This is a genomic window from Ochrobactrum soli (assembly GCF_003664555.1).
Lineage (GTDB): Bacteria > Pseudomonadota > Alphaproteobacteria > Rhizobiales > Rhizobiaceae > Brucella > Brucella teleogrylli.
Genome location: NZ_RCHH01000020.1, coordinates 40,285 through 60,291, shown reverse-complemented (window position 1 = coordinate 60,291; position 20,007 = coordinate 40,285). Strand labels below are relative to the sequence as shown.

Genomic DNA, 20,007 nt, shown 5'->3' with positions numbered 1-20,007 from the left:
GTTCTGAAATCGACATATGTCCTAGCCCTCTTTCGAGGTTGAACATCAATGATCAAGCGATGATCCGGAAGGTGGGGTCAGGACAGCGCTTACGCTTCAAGTTAACGCGACATTTGTAATGTTTCGCATCCATTCACGACCCGATCTGCAACCTTCATCATTTTCCCCGTGACCGCTTCACCTCTGCCATTCATCGCGAGCTGCGCCAAACCGCCAATACTATCTGGCGCGATATCGCTGGCCTGTAATCCGCGCAATCACTGCATCATAGATCAACACGCATCTGCGCACAGGTTATAAGGGTACAGTGCCTCATTCATGTTGCCAATCTCGGCTGATGATTTCATCATCGACGCATAGTTTCTAAGATTGAAATCAGATTTCTTGAAGCTTTCGCGCTAGCGTATAAGCTCAGCCTTAGAAACGTAAGAATAAGAGAGGCGGGGCCACTTGGATATTCGTAATTTCAATGGATTTGTCGCGGCTGCGGAATTAATGAATTTTACACTTGCCGCACAGCGGCTCAATATCACCCAGTCTGCGTTGTCACGTCAGATCAAGGGGCTTGAAGATTATCTGGGTGTCGAACTCTTCGAGAAAAGCGGGCGGAATGTCCGGCTCACGGCCCATGGCGACGCTCTTCTTGAGAAAGTGAACGACATTGTTCTGGCGGATCGCAGCCTTAGGGTGCTGGCCGACAACCTCGGTAGCGGCGAGAGCGGTGTCTTGAAATTGGGTGCCTGTTCGCAACTCATTGAACGTTATTTACCGAATTTCATCAAAAACTGGAGCCGGGAGAATCCAGGTGTAAGCATTCGCATTGAAGATGGCGGCGGACCAGAACTGGCTGATAAGTTGCGGGCGGGCGCTGTTCATTTGACGATCAGCGCGCGCCCTCTCGCGCCAGTAGATCTTTTTGAATCGGTTTCGCTCGGGCGGTTGAGCTTTCTAGCTGTCGCGACAGAGGAGTTTTTATCCGATGAAGCCCAGTCCATCGAATTGAATGACTTCCTGCGCCTGCCAATCCTTACACTTAATCAGCGCCACGCATCGCGTGAAGTCTTTGACGCCGCCTGTAAACTCGCTGGCATAGCACCCACAATCGTGCTCGAGAGTTATTCGCCGCATACATTGTTCTCAATGGCCGAGGGCGGTATTGGCGTGGCCGTTGTTCCTTCTTCTGCCGTCAAATTTGGGCCGCCGTTGATCGGAAAACCGATTACTTTGAAGGGGCAGCGGGTTTACTTTGACATATGCGCGATGTGGAGCTATGCGGCGCCTCTGCCCGAATACGGGATGCGTTTCGTTGAAGCTTTAAAGGATCACGTCCTCGCCGAGACTATCTGATCGGATTCGACCCATCTATTCATGAGCAGGCTAAGAATTCACCTGAGCGCATAACCTATTCCAATTTCGCATTGATATTTGATAAAATTATTCATTGGACGGATTGATTTCGCACCGATTACCTTCGCTTTCTGAACCACAAAGCAGGACATTGCATTGGGTTAGAAGGGGTTGGGCAAATGCAAAAGTCTGCTTGGGGCGTCATCAATCAAGAGAGAATAGTTCTTGCGCTGGCGATTGTCATGTTCATCGCGGCTTCCCTTGCTTTGCCCGGGTTTCTGACAGCCGAAAATCTGATTGCCGTCATCCGCTCCGTTTCGGTTCTGGGCATATTGGCCTTGGGCATGGCCATCGTGATCATCGGACGAGGGATTGACCTTTCGACCGTGGCGATCATGGCGATGTCGGTCGCGTGGTATTTGCAACTATTGGGGGCGGGCACATCCGACGCCATGGCAATAGCCTTCGTTCTGGCGGGCGTTGTGGGCATCGGTCTACTCAATGGATTTCTCGTTGCCTATGCGGAAGTGCCAGCGATCTTTGTCACGCTTGCAAGCGGCTCTTTCGTCTTTGGCTATGTTCGCTCACAGCTCATTACGCAAGACGCAGTGCCTGTTCCTAGCGGTCATTGGCTTGAACTATTGGGCGGCCTTCGTTACTTCGACATCCCCGTCGAAGTGTTTATCTTCGCGGGTTTAAGTCTGGCTATTTTTGCATTTCTGCGTTTCACGAAATGGGGAAGATACGTCTATTATGCGGGCGACAACCCCGTTGCGGCTCGCAATTCCGGTATGCCTGTTCGCCCCATGATCGTGTTACGCTATGTGCTTTCCGCACTGATCGGTTTTGCTGCGGGTCTTCTAACTGCGGCAAGCCTGCATTCAATCAATACGCGGGTCGTTAATTCCACTTTGCTCTATGACATCGTTCTGGTTGCGGTCATCGGCGGTATCGGCTTGTCTGGCGGCAAGGGTGGCGTGCGCAATGTTCTCGTCGGAGCTGCACTGATTGGCATCCTGCTCAATGCCATGACTATTCTCGATATTCCGCTGCTTTATCAGAACCTCATCAAATCCACCATTCTGCTGGCCGCTATCATCATCGACGGCATTATCAATCCGCGTGATGAACAGACAGCGCAGCAGGGCGACATATAATCGGTTTCAAGACAGTCGGAATGGCTGTTCAAAGGAGAAGGGACATTATGAAGCTTTTCAGGGCAATTCTGGCGGCAACCGCCATCATGTCCACGGTTCTATCCGTGCAAATGGCAAAGGCAGCCGAAGATCCAGGCCCGGCCGCTTATGAAAAGGCGCTCAAGGGCAAGCGTGTTTTGCTCGTGCCTATGACGATGGGTTTCGACCTGGCGCAAGGATGGGCCGCTTACCTCAAAAGTGAAGTTGAGGGGTTCGGTGGTGTCTTTGAAACACGCGATCCAAACTGGAGTGCCGAAGCAGGTGCGCAGGCCATCACCGAAGCCATTGCGTCGGATACCAAGCCTGACGTGCTCGTCGTACAATCGCCCGATCTCAACTCCTATGCCAAGCTCTTCAAGAAGGCGCAGGCAGCAGGAATTTACGTCATCGCTATAGATAATCCGGTCAATTATGCAGTCGATGCCTTCATCGGCTCCGATTGGGATCGTCTGGGGCAGCTTGAAGCCGAAGCGGTTATAAAGGGCTGCGGTCCAAATTCCTCAAAGAAGATTGCCCTCATCCAAGGAGATCAGGTCAACGCATCAAGTCTCTACCAATATGCGGGTATCACCAAAGTTCTTGAAAAGTACCCTGACTTCCAGGTCGTTGCTAAACCAGACTCCAACTGGGACGCCACGACAGCACGCAATGCAACAACCACAATCTTGCAGCAGCATCCAGACATTTGCGGCATTATCGATTTTTGGGACGGCGACGCTACAGGAACTGCCGCTGCAATCCGCGATGCCAAGCTTCAGGACAAGATCTTTCTTGTGACGACGGGCGGCGGTGAAAAGACTGCGGATTGCGATCGGCTGGAAGATAACACCTATGGCGCCGTCGTGATGACAGATCTCGCGCGCCAATCGGGGGATATCAATGCGATTATCAAGTTCCTTCTGCAAAGCGGGCAGCCTGCGGGAACGTCGCACACCTATATTTACACGCTTGAAAAGGCGACGACCAAAAAGGATCTCAATCCGGCCAGTTGCTGGGACGTCAAGGCATTGCAGGCACAAGCTGCTCAATAATTGCGGCTTAACCGGCTAGCGAATTGCCGGGGCTGATTGAAAAACCGACAGATCGCCACGCGCATTTCTTTGGCGCATGGCGATCTGATCTTTGGCGCTACACATCAAAATTCCGGAAGTCCCTATGTCGTTACGAGAACGTATCAAGGCTTGGCGCTACAACTACATTCCTGATCATCTGATCGGTGAGGTGCTGACAAAACGCTGGACTGATAACGCCATTCCCTTTGCCGTGCTTGTGGCAACGATTGCACTTTTTGGATCCCAGGTATCAGGGTTCTTCAAGATCTCGTCCTTACAGGAATCCACGCGCCAGTTGGGTGAGTTCTCTCTGGTGGTCACAGGGCTCACGGTTGTCATGTTGGGCGGTGGTATTGATTTATCAGTCGGATCGATCTTCGCGCTTTCTGCGTTCTCTGCTGTCACCGTATTCTTTATCTTCGAGCAGCCGGTCTGGCTAGCGCTGCTCGCTTCCATTGCTACCGGCGTAGTCTATGGTGCTCTCAATGGGTATCTGGTTGGCATTTTAAGGCTGCGTGCGTTTATCACTACACTGGTGACATTTATTATTGGTCGCGCCATATACGATATTCTCGTCGTGAATTTTGCTGCTGCCGTGCAAACGTCTCTCGCTTCCTCCGATGTTTGGGATTTCATCGGTGACGAAACTATTTTCGGTTTCTCCGCGTCGGTGATTGCTGCGATTCTGATGGCTATCATCACACATATCGTTCTTACGCGATCGCGGCCAGGCTGGCATATTCTGGCTGTCGGCGGTTCCCGCCGTTCTGCGCACAACGCCGGTATCCGTGTACGTCGGACGGTATTCTTCACCTATGTCTTCTCGGGATTGTGCGCGTCTCTCGCAGGCTTTCTCATTGCTTGTCGTTTGAGCGGTGTTGGACCCGGTACAGGCCTGAACCTCGAAATTCTGGCGCTTACCGCCGCGGTGGTTGGTGGGAACAGTCTGGGTGGCGGCCGCGGCTCCGTCGTGAAGGGCATGATGGGTGCGATCATTGTTCTCGTCATGACCAATGGGCTCATTCGTCTCGGTTACGGGACAGGCACGACGCAGCTTGTTCTGGGCGTCATGCTCGCCGTTGCTGTCACAGTCGATATTCGCTGGTTGAAGAACCGTCACAAAGTTCTCAATGAGATTTATGTAGCACCAGTTTACCTCAAAATGGGCGAGACTTTGTCTGCCTCGCCGGGCTCCGGCACACCATATGAACTGGATGACCGCCTCTCAAGGACGGATTATATCGGTCTCGGCGAGCTCGAAGGACCGGAAGACGTCATTCTTGATCGCGACGACAACCTTTATTGCGGAACTCGCCATGGAGAGATTATCCGCTTCTTTGCTCCAGACTACTCGCGTTCGGAAGTCTTTGCTCACGTCGGCGGCTTTCCGCTCGGACTTGCCTTTGACAAGGCTGGCAATCTGATTTCCTGTGTCGGAGCGATGGGCCTGTACTCTATTTCGCCAGAGCGGGAAGTGAAGAAACTGTCGGCAGAGACCGCGCGCTCATTGACGTCTATTGTAGATGACGCGCGCTTGCGTGATCCCAATGATTGTGACATTGCCCCGGACGGACGCATATATTTCACCGATTCAACCAAACGCTATGACGCTCATGACTGGGCGCTCGATTCCATTGAGAACCGTCCGACTGGACGGCTTCTGGTTTATGACCCCAAAGACGGTTCGACGAAAACACTTCTGGATGGCTATCGTTATACCAACGGTGTCTGTGTGGCCCATGACGGAAAGTCGATCTATTTTGCCGAAAGCTGGGCCTGCAGGGTACATCGCTATTGGCTGGAAGGACCAAAGGCAGGAACGGCTGAATGTGTCATCAAAGACATGCCCGGCTATCCGGACAATATCAATCGCGCATCTGATGGAAGCTACTGGATGGCGTGGCTCGGCATGCGCACGCCAAGCTTTGATCTATCACTGCGCCATCCTGATATGCGCAAGCGCATGACGCGCCGCTTGCCACAGGATGAATGGCTGTTCCCGAATATTAACACTGGCGGTGTGGTGAAGTTTGATGAAACGGGAAAGACCATCGATACGCTGGGCGATTTGTCGGGTGTCTCGCACCCTATGGTAACTTCAATGCGCGAACATAAGGGTTATCTCTTTGTCGGCGGTATCCTGAACAACCGTATCGGTCGCTATAAGATCGCCGGTGCTGCCACGGACTGGACAGGTCCTGCCTCGTACTGGGGAGAAAAACAATGATCCTTGATCCGATCCTGGATTTCTTCCGCGGCAAGGCTGTGACAATACCTCCGCTTGACGGTGCGTTCCGTCCCAATACCCTTCTTGATGAGGCTTCCGTTTTTGCAAGCCTCAACGAGGCTGATAATCTTGTTTTATCAGGCAGCGCGCTTCTTGCTTCGAGCGGGAACGCTGTTTTCCGGCTGACCGCCAACAACGCGCCTGAAGTCGTCGAGCGCTTTTCTACCCCGGTGACGAGCCTCGCGTCTGGACCTTCTGGTGAACTCGCTGTGGCCCTTGAAACCGGGAAACTCCTCATCAACAATCACGAGCAGCCTTTGTCTGCGAAGATTGGTTGTATCACAGCTCTCAGCTATGCTGTGGATGGAACCTTGTGGTTGGCCAATGGGTCTGCGGATCACTCGGCAGCCAATTGGTCAGCCGATTTGATGCGCCATGGCTCGTCAGGCTCCATCTGGAGGCGGGCTGTTGGCGCTACACAGTTTCAGCAAGTCGCTTCGGGACTTGCTTATCCTTATGGGCTTTTGCCGACCACCGGTGGCGTGGTCTTTAGTGAGAGCTGGAAGCACCGCTTGGTCTTTCTCGACGCAGAGACAGGCGAAAAACGCATCGTTGCTGACAAGTTGCCGGGTTATCCCGCCCGCTTGTCGCCAGCATCAGGTGATGGTGCGTGGCTGGCGTTTTTTGCACCGCGCAATCGACTGATCGAGCTTGTTTTGCAGGAGAGACATTACCGTAATGATATGATTGATCAGGTTCCGCAGGAATTCTGGATTGCGCCCGCATTGTCATCTGGACGCAGTTTTCTCGAACCACTGCAATGCGGTGGCATCAAAACCATGGGTGTTCATAAACCATGGGCTCCAAGCAGGTCCTATGGACTTGTCGTACGGCTCGACAAGCAGTTCCAACCGGTTCTCAGCTATCATAGCCGAGCCAATGGCCAACGCCATGGTACCTGCAGCGTTATAGAACGCAACGGACGGTTGCTGGTCGCCAGCAAGGGCGGCGACTGTGTTGTTGATGCAGGATCGGTCGATCATAGCCATGAGAAGGTGCACTGATGGCTCAGGCAGACGATATTGTTGTCGAACTGAAGAACGTCACCAAGGAATATCGTGGCGTTCCCGCTGTGAAGAATGTCGATTTCAGACTGAAACGCGGCGAGGTTCACTCGTTGCTTGGTGAAAATGGGGCCGGAAAATCGACCCTCACCAAGATGATTGCCGGTGTCGTTGAACCGACCTCGGGCGTCGTGATTTACAATGGAAAGGAAGTTCATTTTTCATCGCCGAATGAAGCTTTGGAAGCAGGCGTCGCAATGGTCTTTCAGGAGACCAGTCTGGTACCTTCCATGACAGTTGCGCAGAACCTCTATCTCGGGTCTGAAAAATTCCTTAATCGTCTCCGAGGGATCTATATCTCAGCGCAACAATTTTTACAGTCGCTGAGCTTTTCCGTAGATCCGACTGCGATGGTGGAAACGCTCGGAGCGGCCAAAAAGCAGATGGTCGAGATTGCCCGTGCTGTACACCACAATGCAAAAGTCATCATCTTCGATGAGCCGACAGCAACGCTAACGCCCGAAGAAAAGCGCCATTTCTTTGCGCTGATCCGACGGTTGAAAGCCAAGGGTGTTTCGATTGTGTTCATCAGCCATGCGCTGGAAGAAGCGCTGATGATTTCGGACAGGATCACGATCCTGCGTGATGGAGAATTGGTCGCAAGCGGTGCGGTTGAAGATTTCAACCGCGAAAAGATCGTGGCTGCCATGGTCGGTCGTTCTCTTTCGGGCGACCTATATCGCCAACGAGATGCGTCGGGTTTGCGTCATGCGGGCCGAAAAATACTGTCGGTTCAAGATATCTCCATGGGGAGTGCGGTCCGCAACAACTCGTTTTCTATCTTTGAGGGACAGATCACCGGCGTCTTTGGGTTGATTGGGTCTGGCCGGACCGAAACATTCAAAGTCATTTCCGGGATTTACAAGCGAGACTTTCTGCGCGGAGGCACCATAGAACTCGATGATAAACCAGTTCGCTATTATGTGCCGCGCGAAGCCGTTAAATCGGGGATCGTCTACATTACTGAAGACCGGAAAAGCGAAGGTTTTTTTGAAACTATGTCGATTGCGGAAAACCTTTTTGCGGGTGTTCTGGCTGCCGATAAAGAACAATCGAGCATCGTAAGCCTGAAGGAAATGCAGGCGCTTTCCTCGCAATGGATCAAGCAGCTCAATATCCGCGCGATCAATGACAATGCCCGGGTGGTTGAACTGTCCGGCGGCAATCAACAGAAGGTCGTTATAGGTAAAGGTCTGGTTCAGGAGCCTCGCCTGGTGATTTTTGATGAGCCGACACGTGGCGTGGATGTGGGCGCGATTGCTGAAATCCATCAGTTGATTAACGAGTTGGCGGATGCAGGATTGGCTGTCGTCGTGATCTCGTCTTATCTACCTGAAATCATGAATCTTTCCGACCGAATTCTTGTTTGCAGACAGGGACGCATTGTTGAGGAGTTCTCGCCAGCAGAGACAACGGAAGAAAAGATCATGTATGCGGCAGTACATTAAGGCCGCTTTGACTACGGAACTGCCACCAAACGCACCCGCAGTTTCTATTGGGAATGGGCGCACGCCTGAGGAGAAAGACTATGGCCACTGTCAGACTGTTGAGTGATGCGGACGTTGAGAAGGATGCGGCAGTTAAAGCCGTTTTCGATGATATACGCGCAACCAGAAAATCAGATTTCGTCAACAATTTCTGGCGTGGTCTTGCCAATGATCCTGCTAATTTGAAGCGCGTCTGGGAACAGCTCAAATCGATCATGGTTGCACCGGGAGCTCTCGATCCCGTTGTGCGAGAGATGATTTATATCGCCGTATCGACAGCCAATGGCTGCCAGTATTGCGTTCACTCTCACACAGCGTCAGCGCGTGCCAAGGGGATGACCGATGCGCAACATGGTGAACTGCTTGCGATCATTGGTTTGGCGGCCCAAACCAACCATATCGTGACGGCCCTGCAAATTCCTGTCGATCCAGAGTTTGATATCAAGAGCTGAGGGCATTCAATGAGTGAAGCTTATGCCTATGTCGCGCGTAAGCCGGGCGGCCCAGAAGTTCTTGAATGGACTGAAATTGATGTTCCTCAACCTGGGCCGGGCGAGGTTCAGCTGCGCCATACGGCGATCGGGGTCAACTTCCTAGACACCTACTACCGCAGCGGTCTCTATCCGTGGCCCCAATCGACAATGGTTCCCGGAGCGGAAGCCACAGGTGTTGTCACAGCCGTGGGACAGGGGGTGAACGGATTCTTGCCAGGAGACCGCGTCGCTTATGTCACGCAACACGGTGCTTATTGCACCCTGCGCAATCTGCCGGCATCTCAGCTTGTGATCATACCTGACGGATTGAGTGATGTTGTAGCGGCAAGCGCCATGTTGAAGGGCCTGACTGCGCAATATCTCATTACGTCGTCTTATGCAGTAAAGCCGGGTGATGTTATTCTCGTCCATGCTGCCGCAGGCGGTGTGGGGCTTTTGCTTGGACAATGGTTGAAGACCTTGGGAGCCAAGACGATCGGCACGGTGGGGTCTGAAGATAAGGTCGTTCTGGCACGTGATCATGAATATGATCACGTCATCAACTATCGTGAAAAAGATTTCGTGTCGGAAGTTCAGTTGATCACGAAAGGCCTGGGCTGTGCTGTTGTCTATGACAGCGTTGGAAAAGACACTTGGCGCGGCTCGCTGCAATGTTTGCAACGTTTTGGCGTCTTTGTGAACTTCGGGCAGTCTTCAGGGCCTATTCAAGGTTTCGAACTGTCTCATCTTGCAAGAGGATCTTTGTCCGCGATCCGGCCTGTGCTGTTCGATTATATCGCTGAAAGAAGTGACCTGGAAAGACGATCGGAAGAGCTGTTTCGACGGCTAGTTTCCGGTGAGATTCGGGTTGACCATATTACGCAGCGGTCCTTGGACCAGCTTGTGTCTGTTCATACCGATCTTGAGGCCCGCAGGACAGCGGGGTCGATAGTTCTTGTACCCGAGTATTAATATTGAGGTGCTTGGTTTGGTGGTCCGGGCTGGCCATTAAAATCCCGGACCATTTTAACAGGGGCACGTCATGCCCGCGGTTGCAATTTCACCCATATCCCTTTGATTACATGTTTGAAGCTGGCGGATGCTCGGTTGGAAATATAATCTACTAAATCTGTATAATATAGAAAGACAGGTTGTTCTCTTTTTGAGTCTGCGCCTCTAACGTATCGCTATCAACGACCAGCGTTTTCAGCGAGCGTGCAAGATGTCTGTAGAATTCATAAGTATTACATACCCTAACGCATCGACCGATATAAATCCCGTTCCGGGGTCTCCTGTCGATCCGCAATATCTGGTTCGCTATGCGAAGGCTCTCGAAGATGCCGGTTTCAACTATACGCTGGTCCCGTATGACTCCTCTTCATTCGACAATTTCACGATAGGCGCGACGATTGCCGCGAACACGACGCGCTTGAAGATCATCATCGCGCTTCGTCCCAACACAATTTACCCGACGGTCGCGGCCAAGGCTTTGGCGACGCTCGATCAGTTGTCGGGCGGACGTGTCGTGGTGCATTTTATCGCAGGCGGCAGCGATGCCGATCAGGCGCAGGAAGGTGACTTCCTGTCCAAGACCGAGCGCTATGAGCGACTGGAAGAATATATCGGCATTATCAAACGCATCTGGTCGGCGACCGAGCCTTTCGACTTTGATGGCAAATATTATCAGTTCAAGAACTTCCGCAGCGCCGTTCGCCCGGTCCAGGCCAACATCCCTGTTTCGGTGGGCGGTTCGTCTCCCGATGCCTATCGGATCGGCGGCAAGGAAGGCAATATTTTCGGCCTGTGGGGCGAGCCGCTTGCAGCGACACGCCAGCAGATCGACAATGTGAACGCGGAAGCCGCCAAGGCAGGCCGTTCGGATCGTCCGCGTATCTGGGTTACTTTCCGTCCGATCATCGCGGAAACGGACGAGCTGGCCTGGGCCAAGGCGCATCGTATTCTGGATCGCCTGAACGCCAATCTTGGTGGGGCCAATCGCCTCCAGCCGCAAAACATCGGGTCGCAGCGTTTGCTCGAACTCGCTTCTCAGTCGGAGGTGCACGACAAGGCGCTGTGGTTCGCTCCGGTCGTTGCCACCGGTGCGCGCGGTGCCTCCACGGCGCTGGTCGGTAGTCCCGAAACGGTTGCCCGTGTCATTCTCGATTATGTCGATCTTGGAGCCGAACTCATCTCCATTCGCGGCTACGACAATCTCTACGATGCCATCGATTACGGGCGTTATGTTCTGCCGCTGGTGAGAGCCGGTCTGGCGGAACGCGGCCTCGGCCCGTCCACTGTGGCGGCGGAATAAGCGAAACCGGCTGGCATATAAATTTCAGCATTCACAGGACGAAGACATGACGCCTCCACAAGCCCATCCCAGGGTTGTGAGTCTGGCCACGCCCGACGTGCGCCCGCTGCAACTCGACAGGCTCGATGCCCCGGACGGAATTGTCCAGGCAATTGCCGAATATGCGCCGGTTCACGACGCGGACGGGTCGTTCCCCTCGGAAGCAATCGCCCTGCTGCACGATGCCGGCATTCTGACGGCGACGGTTCGGCCTGAACATGGCGGGCGATCCATCGGTGTCGCAGAACTGGTACGCCTCGTTTCGACGGTTGGATATGGCGATCCGTCGGCGGCGTTGATCATGCTGATGAATCTGCAATTCCATGCCGCGCAGGTCGGCGGCAACAAGCGGGCGGTCGCTCCGCATTTGTACCGTCAGCTTCTGGCCAAATCCTACGAACGCCCAACATTGATCAATGCATTTCGGGCAGAGCCGGACCTCGGGGCGCCCGCCCGTGGCGGGCTTCCGGCAACCAAAGCGCGCTATAGCAGCGAGGGTTGGGTACTGTCAGGGCGCAAGATGTTTTGCACCGGCTCGACGGGCCTCAGCTATCATCTGCCCTGGGCGGTGACTGACGAAGCGACGCCGCGCGTTGCGGAATTTGTGGTTCCCGCCAAGGCACCGGGCATTGAGATCGTACCGGTCTGGGATCATCTCGGTCTGCGCGCGACGCAGAGCCACGATGTGGTCTATGACGACGTGCTGGTGCCGCATGACCATATCGTCAATCCGGAAGTCATCACTGCCGAGACGAAGCAGGACGCGCGCGCCGTCGCACCGACCGTGCTGCTGATCCAGTCGCTTTATCTCGGTGTCGCCAGAGCCGCACAGGATGCATTTGCGCGCTTTGCCCATCATCGCGTGCCATCCGGTCTCGGTCGGCCCATCGCAACCACGGAACGTATTCGCACGGTTGCTGGCGAAATCGAGCTGAATATCATTCAGGCGGAATCGCTGCTGTTTCATTTTGCGGATCGGATGGATGCAGGCGACGAGACGGCTTTCCGTCGTGTGATTGCGGCCAAGGCTGCGATCTCGGCCTCGCTCATCCGTGCCGTCGAGCTTGCTGCCAAGGCGCTCGGCAATCCGGGAATTTCCCGTGCCAATTCCATCGAACGCCATTTCCGCGATGTGCTGTGTTCTCGCATCCATTCGCCACAGGAAGATTCCGTCCTTCTCACCCTCGGTACCGAAAGCCTGAACCGGTACGCTCCAAACAAAGGAACTGCTCAATGACCCGTATTCTCAATGACTCCGGCCGCCTCAAGCTTATTCTTGCCGATGGCATTCTCGATGTCGCCAAGGCCAGCGATGGACGCTTTGCGTCCGATCCGCAGGCAATCTATGCGCAGTGGGATGCATTCGTCGAATGGGCGACATCGGCTACCCGTTCTGCGGAAGAAGCTCGCTCGCAGGGCAAGCGGATCGGCTCGCCGGTTTCCGCTCCGCGCCAGATCATCGGTGTTGGCCTGAATTATCACACGCATGTTCGCCATTCCGGGCTGAAGACCCCGACCGAACCCGGTGTGTTCGCAAAATTCCTGACTTCGCTTGCCGGTCCCAATGACGAAATCCCGCTGCCGAGCGAAGCGGTTCTCACTGAGGCCGAACTGGCTGTCGTGATCAAGCGCGAAGGTTTTGAGATCAACGAACGCGATGCTCTAGATTATCTGGCCGGCGCAACCGTGGCGCAGGACCTTCTCGATCCCGCATCGGTGGTGAGGGTGCCGACGCTTGAGGGCAATCCCGGCGCAACCTATCTCAACCCGTCCAAGTCGCTGGCCGCCTTCACACCGATTGGCCCGGAACTCGTTTCGCTCGACGAAGCGGGCGACCTTGGCAATCTCGGCATTGAACTCGACTTCAACGGCACGCCGGTTCAGCGTGGCAATACCAACGATCTGATCTTCGCCGTGCCGGAACTAATTGCCCGTCTGTCGCGCAAGCTGCGCCTGCTGCCGGGCGACGTGATCTTGACGGGTAGCCCGGATCGCGTTCACGGGACCGAAAAGCTGGCCTTGAAATCCGGCGACCGTATTCGCGCCGCCGTCAGCGGTCTCGGCGAACAGCAGTCGGTCGCCGTTTCCGTCGTCCGCGCGGCAGCCGCCTGATAGGTTGTCCATGAGCACGGTCGTTCTCCAGAAACTCGACACCAGGCCGCAACAAACGCTGGCTCCTGCGCGCCTGCTCGCGCCCCGGAATCTGCTGCGGTTCGTATTGCCGGTGGCAGCACTTGCTGTCTGGCAGATCGGCAGTGCTACGGGCCTGATCCATTCACAGACCTTCCCCTCGCCGGGGGAGGTCGTCAGCGCCTTTGCCGAACTCGTCGATACGGGTGATTTTCAGGCCGCTTTACCGGCATCGTTGCTTCGGGCCGGTGCCGGCTTGGGACTGGGACTCCTTATCGGGATCGCCTTCGGTTTGTGGACCGGGCTGTCGCGTCTGGCGGAAGAAGTGTTTGACTCTTCTTTCCAGATTGTCCGCCTCGTGCCGTTCATTTCGCTGGTTCCGCTCTTCATCATCTGGTTCGGGATCGGGGAAGCCCCGAAAATCTTGCTCATCACGCTCGCCTGCGTGTTCCCCGCTTATCTTAATACCTATGCGGGTGTTCGCAACGTTGACAGCAAGCTGGTGGAAGCCGCGAGAACGTTCGGGCTTTCACCCCTTGAGATTACCTGGCAGGTTCTGCTGCCGGCGGCACTCCCCGGCGTGCTGGTGGGCATACGCTATGCCATGGGTGTCTCGCTCCTGGCGCTCATCGTTGCCGAGCAGACCAACAGCCGTGCCGGCATCGGCTATCTGATATTTGTCGCAAGCGGCGCCATGCGCATCGACCTGATCGTGGCCTGCGTTCTCGTCTACGCCGTGCTGGGCGTTCTGATCGACCTGATCATGCGTGCCATCGAAAAGCTCGTCCTGCCGTGGAGATAATCGAATGACCATTGCCGCCAACGTCCATCCCCTCGTCAGAAACGACAGCGCCTTGGCTTTTCAGCCAGTGGAAGAGGCTGTTCAGAAAATCCATACGCCAATTACACCTCCTGTGGTGTCCCCGGTTGCATCTCTTGGCCAGGTCTCGAAGAAATTCGGTGATCAAACCATTCTGGATCATGTCGATCTGACAATCGGGCAGGGCGAGTTCGTCGCCCTGCTGGGGGCTTCTGGTTCCGGCAAGACGACCTTCCTGCGCATTCTCGCCGGCCTTGACCACGCCAATGACGGCGATGTTCGCGTGGCGCAAAATCGTTCGGTCGTCTTTCAGGAACACCGTCTTCTGCCGTTCCGCCGGGCCTGGCGCAATGTGCTGCTTGGTGCCCGTATCAAGGGTAATGCACGCGCCGTCGCTCGCAAGGCGCTGGCGGAAGTCGGCCTCGAAGCCAAGGCCGACTCCTTGCCGAAACATCTTTCGGGCGGCGAGGCGCAACGCGTTGCTCTCGCCCGAGCGCTGGTGCGGGCGCCGACCTTGTTGCTTCTGGACGAACCTTTTGCAGCACTCGATGCGCTGACCCGCATTCGGATGCACGCGCTGGTCGAGGGTCTCTGGCGCGAACATCAGCCTACCGTGTTGATCGTCACGCACGATGTGGACGAAGCCATTCTTCTGGCCGATCGCATTCTAGTGCTGAAAAATGGCCGGTTCTCGCTCGATATCGCCGTGCCGCCACAACTCGTCCGAAACCGATCCGCGCAGGAACGGGCCTCTGAGGAAACTGCATCGCTGCGGCACCGGCTGCTCCGTGAGCTTGGCGTTTCCGTTCCGGAAACGACTGACGATACACAATGACAGCTAAAAGCTCCATTATAAGGAATTTCGATATATGAACTCTATCTTGTCTAAGAAAAACAGTGAAGGTCTGCGGGCGAAGGCGCAGCTTCTCCGCGCCCTGACATTAAGCCTTTCGGCATTCTCACTGGCCACCGTTATCGTGCAGCCCGGTCTGGCCGAAGAAGCAAAGCAGGTTACGCTTGTGATCGGCCAGAACGGTCAGGAACTACAACCAACATGGGAAGCGTCGGGCATCTGGAAGGATGCGCCTTATAAGATCGAATTTGCAACCTTTCCGAATGCTGTCGAGAACGCGACCGCACTTTCGGCAGGCAAGGTCGATGTCAGCTACTTCGCGCAGTTCACAGCCATTCAGGCACAGGCTGCGGCCAATCCTGACTGGACAAAGGACACGGTGCCTTACAAGTCGATAGTGGTTGCGGCGACTGCCGATCCGGTTAATCACGAACGCTTCGTCACCGTGGCATCCAAGGACTCCGGCATAACGAAGCTGACAGCCGATGCCGTGCGCGGCAAGCGTTGGGCATCGTCGCCAGGCGCAACCAACTATCTCCTCTATCTCCAATCGTTGAAGCATCTCGGCCTGACGCCCAAGGATGTCGTGCCAGTGACGCTGAACAATGAAGCGGGCGCGCTGGCTTTGCTGCACGGCGAAGTCGATCTGGTTTCCGGGGCAATCGATTTCTACGGTCCAGCTATCAAAAACGGTGCGACGGTGATTGCCAAGAGCGGCGATGTCGGTCCGGGAAGCCCGGGCGGGTTGCTCGCCAATTCAAAATCGCTGGCCGACCCGGCGAAAGACGCGGCCATTCGCGATCTTGTCCGTCGTTATGTCGAATATCAGGACTGGTACAACCGTCATCCAAAGGAGGCCAAGGAGGCGTTGATCAAGGTTCGCAAGCTGACGCCGGAAAACGCCGATTTCATCTGGTCCTACACGCGTGTCCTGCCGCAACCCATCGATGAGGCACGGATCGACGAGGCACGCAGCATCGCTGAGGTCGTTTACGGCTTCGGCGCGCTGAGCAAGGCGATTGACGCATCGTTCGCCTACGATAACCGTTATGGCGATACGATTCTCGACACGTTGAAAAAGATCAATTTCGAAGCGAATCTCAAGGATTCGCTGGCCACGCAATAAGGACGCTATCATGACCCGCTATGTCATCATCGGCGCTGGCGCAGTTGGCGCCAGTCTCGCCGCCCAGTTTCAAAGTGTCGGCATCGATTACGCCCTTGTCGGTCGCGGCGAGCAGATCCGTCATATCCGCTCGCATGGGCTGACCTTTCAGCGGCCTTCCGGCACCCAGACTGTCAGGTTGAATGCCTATGACACACAGGAGCCCCCTGCACTGACCACGGACGATGTCCTGATCCTCGCCGTGAAGGCGCAGGATGTAGAGACGGCGACGGCTTTCTGGTCACGTCAGACCCTGAAGGACAGCCCGGAAACGGCTGGGTTCAGGCTGCCGCTCGTCACGCTTCAAAACGGTCTGGCTGCCGAGGCCGTGGCGAGCCGACGCTTCGCGCATGTTTATGGCGCGAGCATCCTTACACCGGCGCGCTTTACCGAAGTTGGCACTGTCGTTGCCGGCGGTTCGCCTCAGGTGGGGGCGGTGGTCCTCGGTGTCTATCCATCGGGCGAAAACGAGACAGCGCGAAAGATCGGGGCCGATCTGGCTCAGGCCAATTATCTGACGGAAGTCCGATCCGATGTGCGGCGCTGGAAAGCGGCGAAACTGGTCTACAATGTGAAGAATGTGCTGGAGATTTTCTCCGGCGAAGCGGATGCGGTGTCGGTTTTCGCCGACCGTCTGTCTCAAGAAGCGACAAGCGTTCTGAAGGCGGCGGCCTATGACATTGCCGATGCGTCGGAACGGCGCGTCAGCCTTGCGGGTTGGGGTGCTGCGCCGGATAGCGGCATCAAGCCCGGCCAGCAATCGACATGGCAGAGTTTTGTGCGTGGCGTTCCCAACGAGGTCGATTACCTTAACGGCGAAATCGTCCAGCTCGGACGAATTCATAACGTCGAGACGCCTTATAACAGCGCCGTGCAGGAAGCGGCTGCACGTTTGGCACTCGCGGGCGGACAGCCGGGTTCGATTACACTTGACGACATCGAAGTCATCATCGATCGCGTTGCACGTGCTGCGTAAGAGGTAACTGGAAGGGCCCGCTTTCATGCGGGCCTTTCGCCACAATCAATAAAGGGAACCGATCCTTCGGAAAGCTGAATGAGAGCTTCAATTCGCGACCAAATTCTAAACGTGGCAGGTGCACTGTTCTATAAGGAGGGCATCCGCGCCGTTGGCGTGGACCGTATCATCGAGGAAGCAAGCGTCGCCAAGGCTACGCTTTATCGCCATTTTCCGTCGAAGGAACATCTTGTCGCCGCTTATCTGAGCGAGCGGCATGAGCGTGTTCTTCAGTCGCTGGAAGATGTCCTCGTCGATATACCCGAACCGCGCCATCAGCTACGCATCATTTTCGAGCGGCTGCATGAAAAGGCGGATAGTCCTGAGTTTCGGGGCTGTGCCTTTGCGCTGGCGGTTGCTGAACACGGCGAGTCCGAACGGGTCGTTTCCATCGCGCGCGAACACAAGCGCTCCGTCCGGGACATATTCGCACGGATTCTAGCTGCTGCCGGGATTTCCGAAGCCGCACCGGTCGCGCATCTCGCGCTTCTTTACGAGGGCGCTCTGGCGACGGTCGCCGTCAATCGCAATCCAACCCACGTTCTCGCTGCCAAGGATGCGGCCCTCGACGTGTTCGACTGGTCCTTCCGGCAAGCGAATGGAAACAACTGAAATGGCTGTCATTGAATATTATTTCGGGATCGGTTCACCCTGGGCCTATCTCGGTCTTGCTCCCCTGCTGGAGATTTCCCGGCGGTTCAATATCGGTATTCGACCGGTGCCGATTTCCCTGATTGAAGAAAATGGGGCGATCTATTCCCGTAACCGTCCAGAGGCGCGTCGCGCTTATTGGCTGACCGATTTGAGCCGCTGGGCTGCGGTGCGCGGCAAGACCTTGAAATTGCAGGATCGTGCCGGTCTGTCCGATCCGACGCCCGCGGGCTTTCTCGTCATCGGGCATATTCTGGATGGCGGTGATTGGGCCCGCTTGACCGCCGTGCTTCAGAAGGCATTCTGGGAAGACGGTCTGGACATCGGTCAGGCGGAAGTTCGGTGTCATATTCTCGATGCGGCTGGCTTCGATGCGGCAGCTCTGGAAGAGCGGGCCGGTGCTGCGGATATTCAGGCAACATGGAAATCCAATTACGAAGAAGCAAAGTCGCGCGGTGTCTTCGGCTTGCCGACATTTCGCTTCGAAGGCGAACTCTATTGGGGGCAGGACAGCCTGCCATTTCTGGAGCGCCATCTGGAGAAGATCAAAGCGGCGGCCTGAAAAGCGGCGGGTTGACCGGCGAGTTCCGCCTCGCCAGAACCCTTTCCATCTTCGAACGCCGGGATGCGCCCATGCACCCGGCGATTGAACGAGATACATCCCCTATATACCACGGAGGCTAGCCTATGAGCGCGCTCCCACAAGAATTCACCGATGCGCTGTCCAGGCGGTTCGGTGACCGTTTTTCGCTATCGAAAGCCGTTCGCGAGCAGCATAGCCGCGGTGAATCCCACCATACGGGTGTCGTGCCCGATGGGGTCGTCTTCGCGCAGAGCACGGAAGAAGTCTCATTCGCCGTCAAGCTGTGCGCCGCGCATCATGTGCCGATAATCGCTTTCGGAGCGGGTACATCGCTGGAAGGGCATCTGATTGCGGTTCGCGGCGGTATTTCGCTCGATCTGTCGCGGATGAACGCTATCGTGCGGGTCAGCCCGTGTGATCTCGACTGTATGGTACAAGCCGGTGTCACACGCGAAGAACTGAACGCCCATCTGCGCGATCAGGGACTGTTTTTTCCCATCGATCCGGGTGCCAATGCCTCGATAGGCGGCATGTCGGCGACACGCGCTTCCGGCACGAACGCGGTCCGTTATGGCACGATGCGCGAAAATGTTCTGGCGCTGACGGTCGTTCTGCCTGACGGACGCATTGTCCACACCGGAACCCGCGCCCGCAAATCCTCCGCAGGTTACGACCTGACGCGGCTTTTTGTCGGTTCGGAAGGCACGCTTGGCATTATCACCGAAGTCACTTTGCGCCTGCACGGTATTCCGGAAAGTATCTCGGCAGCACTCTGCTCCTTCGAAGATGTCGAGCAGGCGGTGGAGACGGCTATCGCCGTTGTCCAATTGGGTATTCCCGTTGCCCGTATGGAGCTTATGGACCGTGGATTGATCGCTGCCGTCAATCGTTATTCGGGTCTCGATTTGAAGGTCGAGGATACGCTTGCCTTTGAGTTTCACGGGTCCCCGGGTAGTGTTGAAGAGCAGGTGTGCCTGGTGCAGGATATCGTGAAGGGCAATGGCGGACGCGATTTCGAATGGGCCAGTTCGTCTGAGGAACGCAACCGGCTCTGGAAGGCGCGGCACAATGCCTTTTACGCGGTGGTTTCGCAGCGTTCGAAAGCCAAGGGCTGGTCGTCGGATGTGTGCGTGCCGGTTTCGGAACTGGGTAATGTCATTCTCGACACGCGCAAGCTGCTGGAGAATTGCAGCGTGCCTGCGGCCATTCTTGGGCATGTGGGCGACGGCAACTTCCATGTCGTCTTTGCTGTCGATCCCGACAGTGCAGCGGAACTGGAGGAAGTCGCAAAGATCAACAAGAAGATGGTGCGAAAGGCCATTGCTGTCGGCGGAACCTGCACCGGTGAACATGGTGTGGGCACCGGCAAGATGGCCTATCTGCGTGAGGAACATGGCGATGCCGTAGACCTCATGGCGTTGATCAAACAGTCGATCGACCCAATCGGGATCATGAATCCGGGCAAGATTTTCGAAATTGCGAATTGATCGAAATTGTAAAACTCAGGCCTGTGCCGGTGGAGGTCATCCACCGG

General features: G+C 55.6%; 18 protein-coding genes. All 18 read left to right on the top strand.

Annotated features, from left to right (window positions below; genetic code table 11):
- The first annotated feature begins 450 nt into the window (after positions 1–450).
- The 18 genes from D8666_RS21400 to D8666_RS21315 all read left to right on the top strand — a co-directional run bounded on the left by D8666_RS21400 (position 451) and on the right by D8666_RS21315 (position 19,960).
- Positions 451–1,347: a LysR family transcriptional regulator gene (locus D8666_RS21400; RefSeq protein ID WP_146200161.1), complete on the top strand. Its 897-nt coding sequence runs from the start codon at positions 451–453 to the stop codon at positions 1,345–1,347.
- Between the two features lie 179 nt (positions 1,348–1,526).
- Entirely contained in the window at positions 1,527–2,504 is a 978-nt protein-coding gene (locus D8666_RS21395) for an ABC transporter permease (RefSeq protein WP_121539342.1), read from the top strand.
- An 86-nt stretch (positions 2,505–2,590) separates the two neighbouring features.
- Positions 2,591–3,574, top strand: coding sequence for a sugar ABC transporter substrate-binding protein (locus D8666_RS21390; protein WP_371830844.1), 984 nt, complete (start codon positions 2,591–2,593; stop codon positions 3,572–3,574).
- A 124-nt stretch (positions 3,575–3,698) separates the two neighbouring features.
- The gene (locus D8666_RS21385; protein WP_121539340.1) at positions 3,699–5,822 is read left to right on the top strand and encodes an ABC transporter permease; all 2,124 of its coding nucleotides are present in this window, start codon (positions 3,699–3,701) and stop codon (positions 5,820–5,822) included.
- Positions 5,819–6,886: a hypothetical protein gene (locus D8666_RS21380; protein WP_109366343.1), complete on the top strand. Its 1,068-nt coding sequence runs from the start codon at positions 5,819–5,821 to the stop codon at positions 6,884–6,886. Before D8666_RS21385 ends, D8666_RS21380 begins: the two co-directional genes overlap by 4 nt.
- Positions 6,886–8,394, top strand: a complete 1,509-nt coding sequence (locus D8666_RS21375) for a sugar ABC transporter ATP-binding protein (protein ID WP_109366342.1) — start codon at positions 6,886–6,888, stop codon at positions 8,392–8,394. Before D8666_RS21380 ends, D8666_RS21375 begins: the two co-directional genes overlap by 1 nt.
- 80 nt (positions 8,395–8,474) lie before the next feature.
- Positions 8,475–8,885: a carboxymuconolactone decarboxylase family protein gene (locus D8666_RS21370; RefSeq protein ID WP_109366341.1), complete on the top strand. Its 411-nt coding sequence runs from the start codon at positions 8,475–8,477 to the stop codon at positions 8,883–8,885.
- A 9-nt stretch (positions 8,886–8,894) separates the two neighbouring features.
- Positions 8,895–9,878, top strand: coding sequence for a quinone oxidoreductase family protein (locus tag D8666_RS21365; RefSeq protein WP_109366340.1), 984 nt, complete (start codon positions 8,895–8,897; stop codon positions 9,876–9,878).
- 250 nt (positions 9,879–10,128) lie between these two features.
- Positions 10,129–11,217 (top strand): LLM class flavin-dependent oxidoreductase, encoded by a 1,089-nt coding sequence (locus D8666_RS21360; protein WP_109366339.1) that lies wholly within the window; start codon positions 10,129–10,131, stop codon positions 11,215–11,217.
- Between the two features lie 46 nt (positions 11,218–11,263).
- Complete coding sequence (locus D8666_RS21355) at positions 11,264–12,493, top strand: acyl-CoA dehydrogenase family protein (RefSeq protein ID WP_209446010.1); 1,230 nt, start codon at positions 11,264–11,266, stop codon at positions 12,491–12,493.
- Positions 12,490–13,368 carry a fumarylacetoacetate hydrolase family protein gene (locus D8666_RS21350; RefSeq protein ID WP_121539339.1) on the top strand — a complete coding sequence of 293 codons (879 nt, stop codon included), beginning with the start codon at positions 12,490–12,492 and terminating at the stop codon, positions 13,366–13,368. Before D8666_RS21355 ends, D8666_RS21350 begins: the two co-directional genes overlap by 4 nt.
- A 10-nt stretch (positions 13,369–13,378) precedes the next feature.
- Complete coding sequence (locus D8666_RS21345; RefSeq protein WP_109366337.1) at positions 13,379–14,188, top strand: ABC transporter permease; 810 nt, start codon at positions 13,379–13,381, stop codon at positions 14,186–14,188.
- Positions 14,189–14,192: 4 nt separating this feature from the next.
- Positions 14,193–15,041 (top strand): ABC transporter ATP-binding protein, encoded by an 849-nt coding sequence (locus D8666_RS21340; protein WP_121539338.1) that lies wholly within the window; start codon positions 14,193–14,195, stop codon positions 15,039–15,041.
- Positions 15,042–15,087: 46 nt separating this feature from the next.
- On the top strand, positions 15,088–16,185 hold the full coding sequence (locus D8666_RS21335) for a PhnD/SsuA/transferrin family substrate-binding protein (RefSeq protein ID WP_167836150.1): 1,098 nt from the start codon (positions 15,088–15,090) through the stop codon (positions 16,183–16,185).
- Positions 16,186–16,195: 10 nt separating this feature from the next.
- Positions 16,196–17,200 carry a ketopantoate reductase family protein gene (locus D8666_RS21330; protein ID WP_109366334.1) on the top strand — a complete coding sequence of 335 codons (1,005 nt, stop codon included), beginning with the start codon at positions 16,196–16,198 and terminating at the stop codon, positions 17,198–17,200.
- A gap of 78 nt (positions 17,201–17,278) precedes the next feature.
- Positions 17,279–17,851 (top strand): TetR/AcrR family transcriptional regulator, encoded by a 573-nt coding sequence (locus tag D8666_RS21325; RefSeq protein WP_121539337.1) that lies wholly within the window; start codon positions 17,279–17,281, stop codon positions 17,849–17,851.
- Between the two features lies 1 nt (position 17,852).
- The gene (locus tag D8666_RS21320; RefSeq protein ID WP_109366332.1) at positions 17,853–18,452 is read left to right on the top strand and encodes a 2-hydroxychromene-2-carboxylate isomerase; all 600 of its coding nucleotides are present in this window, start codon (positions 17,853–17,855) and stop codon (positions 18,450–18,452) included.
- Positions 18,453–18,577: 125 nt separating this feature from the next.
- Positions 18,578–19,960 (top strand): FAD-binding oxidoreductase, encoded by a 1,383-nt coding sequence (locus D8666_RS21315; protein ID WP_121539336.1) that lies wholly within the window; start codon positions 18,578–18,580, stop codon positions 19,958–19,960.
- Positions 19,961–20,007 lie beyond the last annotated feature (47 nt).

Bases quoted from the DNA above. Each gene is read 5' to 3' on its own strand.
- D8666_RS21395 (WP_121539342.1), top strand. From the start codon at position 1,527: ATGCAAAAGTCTGCTTGGGGCGTCATCAATCAAGAGAGAATAGTTCTT.
- D8666_RS21390 (WP_371830844.1), top strand. From the start codon at position 2,591: ATGTCCACGGTTCTATCCGTGCAAATGGCAAAGGCAGCCGAAGATCCA.
- D8666_RS21385 (WP_121539340.1), top strand. From the start codon at position 3,699: ATGTCGTTACGAGAACGTATCAAGGCTTGGCGCTACAACTACATTCCT.
- D8666_RS21380 (WP_109366343.1), top strand. From the start codon at position 5,819: ATGATCCTTGATCCGATCCTGGATTTCTTCCGCGGCAAGGCTGTGACA.
- D8666_RS21375 (WP_109366342.1), top strand. From the start codon at position 6,886: ATGGCTCAGGCAGACGATATTGTTGTCGAACTGAAGAACGTCACCAAG.
- D8666_RS21370 (WP_109366341.1), top strand. From the start codon at position 8,475: ATGGCCACTGTCAGACTGTTGAGTGATGCGGACGTTGAGAAGGATGCG.
- D8666_RS21365 (WP_109366340.1), top strand. From the start codon at position 8,895: ATGAGTGAAGCTTATGCCTATGTCGCGCGTAAGCCGGGCGGCCCAGAA.
- D8666_RS21360 (WP_109366339.1), top strand. From the start codon at position 10,129: ATGTCTGTAGAATTCATAAGTATTACATACCCTAACGCATCGACCGAT.
- D8666_RS21355 (WP_209446010.1), top strand. From the start codon at position 11,264: ATGACGCCTCCACAAGCCCATCCCAGGGTTGTGAGTCTGGCCACGCCC.
- D8666_RS21350 (WP_121539339.1), top strand. From the start codon at position 12,490: ATGACCCGTATTCTCAATGACTCCGGCCGCCTCAAGCTTATTCTTGCC.
- D8666_RS21345 (WP_109366337.1), top strand. From the start codon at position 13,379: ATGAGCACGGTCGTTCTCCAGAAACTCGACACCAGGCCGCAACAAACG.
- D8666_RS21340 (WP_121539338.1), top strand. From the start codon at position 14,193: ATGACCATTGCCGCCAACGTCCATCCCCTCGTCAGAAACGACAGCGCC.
- D8666_RS21330 (WP_109366334.1), top strand. From the start codon at position 16,196: ATGACCCGCTATGTCATCATCGGCGCTGGCGCAGTTGGCGCCAGTCTC.
- D8666_RS21325 (WP_121539337.1), top strand. From the start codon at position 17,279: ATGAGAGCTTCAATTCGCGACCAAATTCTAAACGTGGCAGGTGCACTG.
- D8666_RS21320 (WP_109366332.1), top strand. From the start codon at position 17,853: ATGGCTGTCATTGAATATTATTTCGGGATCGGTTCACCCTGGGCCTAT.
- D8666_RS21315 (WP_121539336.1), top strand. From the start codon at position 18,578: ATGAGCGCGCTCCCACAAGAATTCACCGATGCGCTGTCCAGGCGGTTC.